We start from the raw sequence: 6300 nt of genomic DNA on the forward strand, positions 1-6300 counted from the left end.
CCGGCTCCCCAGCCGGCAGACTCCGGTGAGGAAATGTCACGCGATGCCTCCATGTTGCCGGGCTTTGTGACCCGTCCGGTGGCGATCGAGGAAGCGGGCGAAGAGTCTCCGGCCCCGCGCCGCCGGGCCCCGCGCCGCAAGGCCGAGCCTGCTGCCAGCGAAGACTGATTTCCGGTATCGAAGCCTGAAACACAAACCCGCGGTACGAGAGTACCGCGGGTTTTTGCGTGTATGGATAGTAACTGAAACTTTCGTTTCAGGCGCAATGACGGTCGTGGATATTGCAGAACGATGTCATGGCGACCCCAGGTTTTACCCATCATCTGAGCGATCTGCTGGCACAGCTTCACCGGCTGTCGGGCCTGATGGGCGATCCCCTGCCTGTCGTTCCGGAAGCCTTGCCGCCCATGCCTGCGGTCTGGTGCAATCCGCGACGCTGTGTCGAGACGGCGGGGTGGCGGGTGAGTGACTATGCCTTCTTCCACCATGTCGATGTGCTGCGTCCCTATGGACTGGCCATGCCGATGGTGATGGTCGATGAGGTTGTCCTGACAGCGCTCATCGTCGAACTGATGAAATCCGCCATAGAGGCCAGCGCCGACAAGGGAGCGGTGGTCTGTCATCTGTATCAGGACCCGCGCGGGCTGCGCATCTGCATCTGTGACAGCAGCGGCCATAACCACAGGCACATCCTCCAACTGGAGGCAAACAGCCGCCTGCGGATATTCAAACAGGCCGCCGTCGAGGTGGATGCCCTTGGCGGGGTGTTGATTGTCGCCTGCCATCCGGACGAGGGTGTGGTGGTCGAGCTTCTGTTTCCGCCCGAACGCCTTGTGCAACCTGCGGCTTTCCTGCCTGCGCCCCTGTCGGCCAATGACGACAGGAAGGGGCGGCACCAGAAGATCTGAAGACCGACAGGACCGCTATTCGGGTTGACGTGAGCAACGCTTGGCTTTGGAATGGATGTTGTGGTCGCAGGGCCTCGTTGCGGGAGTTGCGGGTGAGTTTCCCAGGTGCCTATTCCGTAAAGCGCGGATGCGTTGGCGTGGCTGTGGCCATAGCTGCTGGTGTTCTGGCGGCCTGTGCGTCAACGGGCACGGTTGCGCCGTCTCCGGCAGATGCTGTGGCCGCGCCCCCACCACCGCCGCCGCCACCGAATGTCTCCGTTCTGGCCGATTGGCGCAGCCTGATCACGCCGATGGACCGTGATCGCTACCAACGCCGCGAGGCGGCGTGGACGGTGGCGCTGGAACAGGCGCATCGTCTGGGCGGCAGCGGCGATCTGAACGCCCTGGGGGCCTTGATCGACCCTGATGCAACGCTGAACGACCCGCTGCTTCCCGAAGGCAACTACCGTTGCCGCACCGTTAAGCTGGGCGCTTCGAGTGAGGACAGCGACCTTGGCTATGTCGTCTATGGCTGGTTCGCCTGCCGCATCACCCGTACGGACGAGGGGCTCAGGCTCACCAAATTGACGGGGTCACAGCGGGTGCAGGGTATCTTCTACCCTGAGAACCAGACCCATATGGTCCTGCTCGGTGCTATGGCCCTGGCCAATGAGGCGCGCGCGCCCGAGTATGCCAGCAGGCCCGATCGGGATGTGGTCTCCGTTCTTGAGCGCATCGGCCCGCAGCACTGGCGCGTGGTCACGCCCTGGCCCCAGGTCGAATCCAATCTCGATATACTGGAATTGGTACCGTCCACGTCGCGTTGACTTGGGCTGTGGCGATCCCCAAGCTGGTCAATGTGATGATTTCAGCGGAGGGGCCATGTCCACCACCACCCAATTCGGAACCAAGGCAACGATCTGGACCATCGTCAGTGTGATCGTGGTCGCCGCGGGCGTTCTGGTCGGCCTGCCGACCTACAACGTCTATTCCAAACAGATGCAGGGCCGCGCCGCCTATGAGGAGGCGGTCCAGAACCGCCGCATCCGCGTGCTGGAAGCCCAGGCCGCCCTCGATTCCGCCAAGCTGACGGCGCAGGCCGAGATCGAACGCGCCAAGGGTGCCAACGAGGCCAACCGCATTATGGCCGAGGCTCTGGGCGGGCCGGAAAACTATCTGCGCTGGTCCTACATCAACATGTTGCAGGAAACCGCAGGCAAGGAAGGTCGCCAGACCATCTACATTCCCACCGAGGCGGGCATGCCCATCCTCGAAGCGGGCAAGCGCAGCGACCGATGAACAGAAAAGGGCCGGATCATCTGATCCGGCCCTTTACCTGTCAGCTGACCTTGGTCAGCCGCAGGTTCTGATAGTCGTACGAGAAGTCGATATCCGGCGAGACGCCCTTGAGCGTCGCGCGGACCGGCTGCCTGTTCTCGACCTCGAAGGTGAAGAAGGCGTCTTCCTCGCGGGTATCGACAAATCGGGTGCGCAGGGTGTTGCCGTCATAGGGCTCCATCCAGCCCTTGAGCGCAGGGGTATGGCTGAAGGTCACCCACAGGCCTTCCTTGCGGTCACGACCGCGCCCCGTGGTCCGTTCCGAGATCAGGATGTCGCCGTACCAGGGATCACGCCACGTTCCGGTATAGGCCGATAGCGGCAGGGGCGTACGGGCACCGGCTTTCTGCTTGGCGTCGATTTCCTTGGCGGCATTCAGGGATTTTTCGATGCCCTCCGCCTCCAGGCGCTTGGAGTCGGCAATCCAGTCGATATCGACCCTGCCCATAGCAATGTCCGTAAGCCCCGAACGCAGCGCCCGAAGCAGGAAGCTTTCCTCGGCATTGGTAAAGATGCTGAATCCGGTCCTGCGGCCGGTAATCAGCACGGTCGAGGAGATGCCGCCCGGAGAGCCGCCGCCGTGGGTGGCGATCCGCTCGCCGCGATAGTCCTGTACCTGCAAGCCCAGTGCATAGGTCGAGGCAACCGCACGGTTCGGCAGAGCCGCCGTCGGCCCCTCGGAGTTGGAAACGACGATGTTCGGCTTGTACATTTCCTTGGCCACTGCCTCGGAGAACAGGCGCGTGCCGTCGGCCATCTGGCCGTTGTTCAGTCGCAGGGCGATCCATTTGGCCCAGTCACGCGGGCTGGCGCAGATGCCACCGGCAGCGGCGGCATTGTCCCAGTTCCAGACCTCGGCGATCGACTGAGCGATCTGGGTCATCTCGCCCTGATAGCGCAGGGGAGGGCCGACGCGGCCGTGCGGCAGGGCCGATTTGGCCGGATCGGCCAGACGCGCCAGCGGCACAGTGTCGGTCATGCCCAGCGGATCGAGCACGCGGGTCTGGACAAAGTCCTCCCACGTCAGGCCCGACACGCGCTCGATCACGGCACCGGCCACCACGAACATCAGATTGCAGTAATGGTAGTTGGCGCGGAACCCGTCCTCGATCGGCACGAAGGAGGCCTGACGCAGCACATCGGCACGCGAACGGTCGCTGTTGGGCCAGAACAGCAGGTCGCCCGCGCCCAGACCGAAGCCCGCACGGTGCGACAGGGTATCGCGCACGGTGATCCGTTCGGCGATCACCGGATCGGACAGGGTGAACTCGGGGATATAGGTTTTGATGGGTTCGTCCCACTTCACCTTGCCCTCGTCCACCAGCATGCCGAGGCAGGCCGCCGTGACATTCTTGGAGTTGGAGGCGATGGCGAACAGGGTGCTGTCATCAGCCGGAGCATTCTGGCCACGGATACGGGTGCCATAGCCCTTGGCCAGCAGGGTCTGGCCATCTTTCACCAGTGCGATGCCAACGGCTGGCTGGTCCGGCCATGCGGCCAGACAGCGCTGCACATAGGCCTCGAACGCTTCGGCCAGAGAGGCGTCGTCATTGGCCGCCGCGCGGGACACTGCCGGTCGTCCGGCCAGTGCAACGGCGCCGCCACTCAAAAGCGCGGTACGGCGGGAAAGGTGCGGGATCATGGTCACTCCGGCTAAACAACGCCGGTCAGGCTAAACCTGTGTGCCCATGCCGCCAAGGGCCGTTTGGCGGACGCGAACAGATCACGCCCGCCACAATGGCCCGCTACGGCGACCTCAGAGGTTCGCGCGCCAGCGTTGCAGATGGTCCAGGACGTCACTGACGATCTGTTCTCGGGTAAAGCCCGTGATATCGCGTGCACGCTTGCCGTCACTGCTGGTGACCATCATGCGCCACTCGATCTCGCGGCGGTTGCGACGGGCTTCGGAAGCGTTCAGGGCCGGACGGGGTCGTGAACCTGCCTTTACCGTATAGTGGAAGGCCCGCCCCTTTTCGTTGTCGATGGACAGGGCCACGCCTTCTTCCGTCGTGTCCAGATGGGCCAGTTCGGCATTGGCGCTCAGCGCGTCATGCACGTCCTGCAGGGCGGGCTGGGCCGTGGTCTGGATCTGGCGCTCGATCTGGGGAAGCGAAGCCGGTGCGAAGACAAAGCGCAGTCTGGCACCGAGATGCGGCGCGGCCTGCTCGATGACTTCGCCTCTCAGGTCGGCGTTCATCTGCCGGATCAGGCCCGCGCCCGTCAGCAGTAGGATGACGGCAAACGGCAGGGCCGCCACCAATGTCGCCGTCTGCAGCGCCGACAGTCCGCCCGCGACCAGCAGCGCCGATGACACCATCGCCAGAAGCGCCGCCCAATAGACCCGCATCCAGCCGGGCGCGTCATCGTCCTCTGTCGACTTGGCTGACAGATTGGCCAGTATCAGCGCACCGGAATCAGCCGAGGTCACGAAGAACACCATGACCAGCGCGATGGCCAGGCCCGACGTGACCATCGGCCAGGGGAAGTATTCGAGGAATTTGAACAGGGCCGTCGACAGATCGGTTTGCACCGCATTGGCAATCGCACCCTGGGCTGCACCCATGTCCAGTGCCATTGCCGAGTTGCCGAAAACCGTCATCCAGAGGAAGGTGAAGGCGGTCGGCACGGTCAGCACGCTGATGATGAACTCGCGCACGGTGCGCCCGCGCGAGATGCGGGCGATGAACATGCCCACGAACGGCGACCACGCGATCCACCACGCCCAGTAGAAGAGCGTCCAGTCCGCCAAACAAAACCCCCCCGGCCTAGTAGTAATGAGGGGGCGGGGGGGGGGGGGGGATGGNNCGCGCCCAGTCCGCCAGCCAAGCCCGCGGCTCATAGGCATAGAGCTGGAAGCTGCGGATGATGAAATGGTCCAGATACAGGCCGAAATTCTGCACATAGGCGCGGATCAGGAACAGGGTCGGTCCGGCCAGCATGATGAACATCATCAGGCAGACGGCGATAATAAGGTTCAACTCCGAAAGGCGGCGAACGCCCTTGCCGACGCCCGACAGCACCGACACCGTCGCCAGTCCCACGACGATGAAAATCAGCAGCACCTGAACCAGCGGCGTGTTCGGAATGCCGAACAGCACATTCAGGCCGGTGACGATCTGGCTGACGCCCAGACCCAACGACGTCGAGATGCCGAACAGGGTGCCGCAGATGGCGAAAATGTCGATCAGGTCACCCCACGGTCCATAAATCCGGTCACCGATCAACGGGTGGAACACCGAACGCATGGCCAGCGGCAGACCCTTGCGGTGCGCGAAATAACCCAGTGCCAGACCCACAAGTCCATAGATGGACCAGCCGTGCAGGCCCCAGTGGGTATAGGTAATGGCCATCGCCTCGCGTGCGGCCAGCATGGTGCCGGGCTCTGCCTCGGGAGGTGTGATGTAGTGCTGCACGGGTTCGGCCACGCCGAAATACATCAGGCCGATGCCCATGCCTGCGGCAAACAGCATTGCGACCCATGAAATGAAGGGGAAGTCCGGCTCGGAGTCATCGGGCCCCAGCTTCAGCCGTCCCATAGGGCCGATGGCCAGCCAAAGCATCAATACAAAGAAGACCGCCACAGCGGTCACATAGAACCAACCGAAATGCTCGATGGTCCATGACTGGGCGACGGTGAAAACCTGAGACGCTGTCTGAGGCAAAAGGATAGCGAATGCTGCGAGCAGCAGGATGATCGCACTCGCGCCGGAGAAGGTACGAATATTTGTGGAGGAAAGCATGAGCAGACAAACAGTGGAGTCCGCCTATGGTTCCAGATTAGAGGCTCAATTTCGGCATGAACGGCCAATTCAAGATATAATGAATCTAATCTTAAAACTTGATATTAATATTAGTATTTTAGATCTTTCTTCTGCATTTATCACCAATGTCATTAGAAGGACATATTATGAACTTCATGTAATCATGCATAACTATTGATTTATTTCTTATTGTTAACTTTAGGATTCCGTATTGCGTCGGTATAGGAATGCCAACCTTATTCCCCTCCGAGATTTCTGGCATGTCCTGTATGAAACTTGCTCTGCTTACCGGCGTCGCCGCCGCGGCAGTCGCC

6 protein-coding genes are annotated in these 6300 nt (G+C 61.9%); 3 read left to right on the top strand and 3 right to left on the bottom strand.

Going from position 1 to position 6300, the window contains the following annotated elements; translation table 11 throughout:
- Positions 1-296 precede the first annotated feature (296 nt).
- The 3 genes from B3H86_RS08560 to B3H86_RS08570 all read left to right on the top strand — a co-directional run bounded on the left by B3H86_RS08560 (position 297) and on the right by B3H86_RS08570 (position 2186).
- A complete protein-coding gene (locus B3H86_RS08560) occupies positions 297-908 on the top strand; it encodes a hypothetical protein (protein ID WP_292052955.1) in 612 nt (203 codons plus the stop codon).
- A 92-nt stretch (positions 909-1000) separates the two neighbouring features.
- Positions 1001-1714, top strand: a complete 714-nt coding sequence (locus B3H86_RS08565) for a DUF4893 domain-containing protein (RefSeq protein ID WP_292052957.1) — start codon at positions 1001-1003, stop codon at positions 1712-1714.
- A gap of 55 nt (positions 1715-1769) precedes the next feature.
- Positions 1770-2186 (top strand): hypothetical protein, encoded by a 417-nt coding sequence (locus tag B3H86_RS08570; protein ID WP_292052960.1) that lies wholly within the window; start codon positions 1770-1772, stop codon positions 2184-2186.
- A gap of 40 nt (positions 2187-2226) precedes the next feature.
- On the opposite strand, the gene B3H86_RS08575 is transcribed toward B3H86_RS08570, so the two are convergent.
- The 3 genes from B3H86_RS08575 to B3H86_RS08585 all read right to left on the bottom strand — a co-directional run bounded on the left by B3H86_RS08575 (position 2227) and on the right by B3H86_RS08585 (position 5965).
- Positions 2227-3867 (bottom strand): serine hydrolase, encoded by a 1641-nt coding sequence (locus B3H86_RS08575; RefSeq protein WP_292052961.1) that lies wholly within the window; start codon positions 3865-3867, stop codon positions 2227-2229.
- A gap of 114 nt (positions 3868-3981) precedes the next feature.
- Complete coding sequence (locus tag B3H86_RS08580; RefSeq protein ID WP_292052963.1) at positions 3982-4974, bottom strand: BCCT family transporter; 993 nt, start codon at positions 4972-4974, stop codon at positions 3982-3984.
- Between the two features lie 16 nt (positions 4975-4990).
- Positions 4991-5965: a BCCT family transporter gene (locus tag B3H86_RS08585; RefSeq protein ID WP_292052966.1), complete on the bottom strand. Its 975-nt coding sequence runs from the start codon at positions 5963-5965 to the stop codon at positions 4991-4993.
- Positions 5966-6300 lie beyond the last annotated feature (335 nt).

Source organism: Brevundimonas sp. UBA5866, assembly GCF_002432125.1.
In the GTDB taxonomy this organism is placed as follows: domain Bacteria; phylum Pseudomonadota; class Alphaproteobacteria; order Caulobacterales; family Caulobacteraceae; genus Brevundimonas.

Bases quoted from the DNA above. Each gene is read 5' to 3' on its own strand.
- B3H86_RS08570 (WP_292052960.1), top strand. From the start codon at position 1,770: ATGTCCACCACCACCCAATTCGGAACCAAGGCAACGATCTGGACCATC.
- B3H86_RS08560 (WP_292052955.1), top strand. From the start codon at position 297: ATGGCGACCCCAGGTTTTACCCATCATCTGAGCGATCTGCTGGCACAG.
- B3H86_RS08575 (WP_292052961.1), bottom strand. From the start codon at position 3,867: ATGATCCCGCACCTTTCCCGCCGTACCGCGCTTTTGAGTGGCGGCGCC.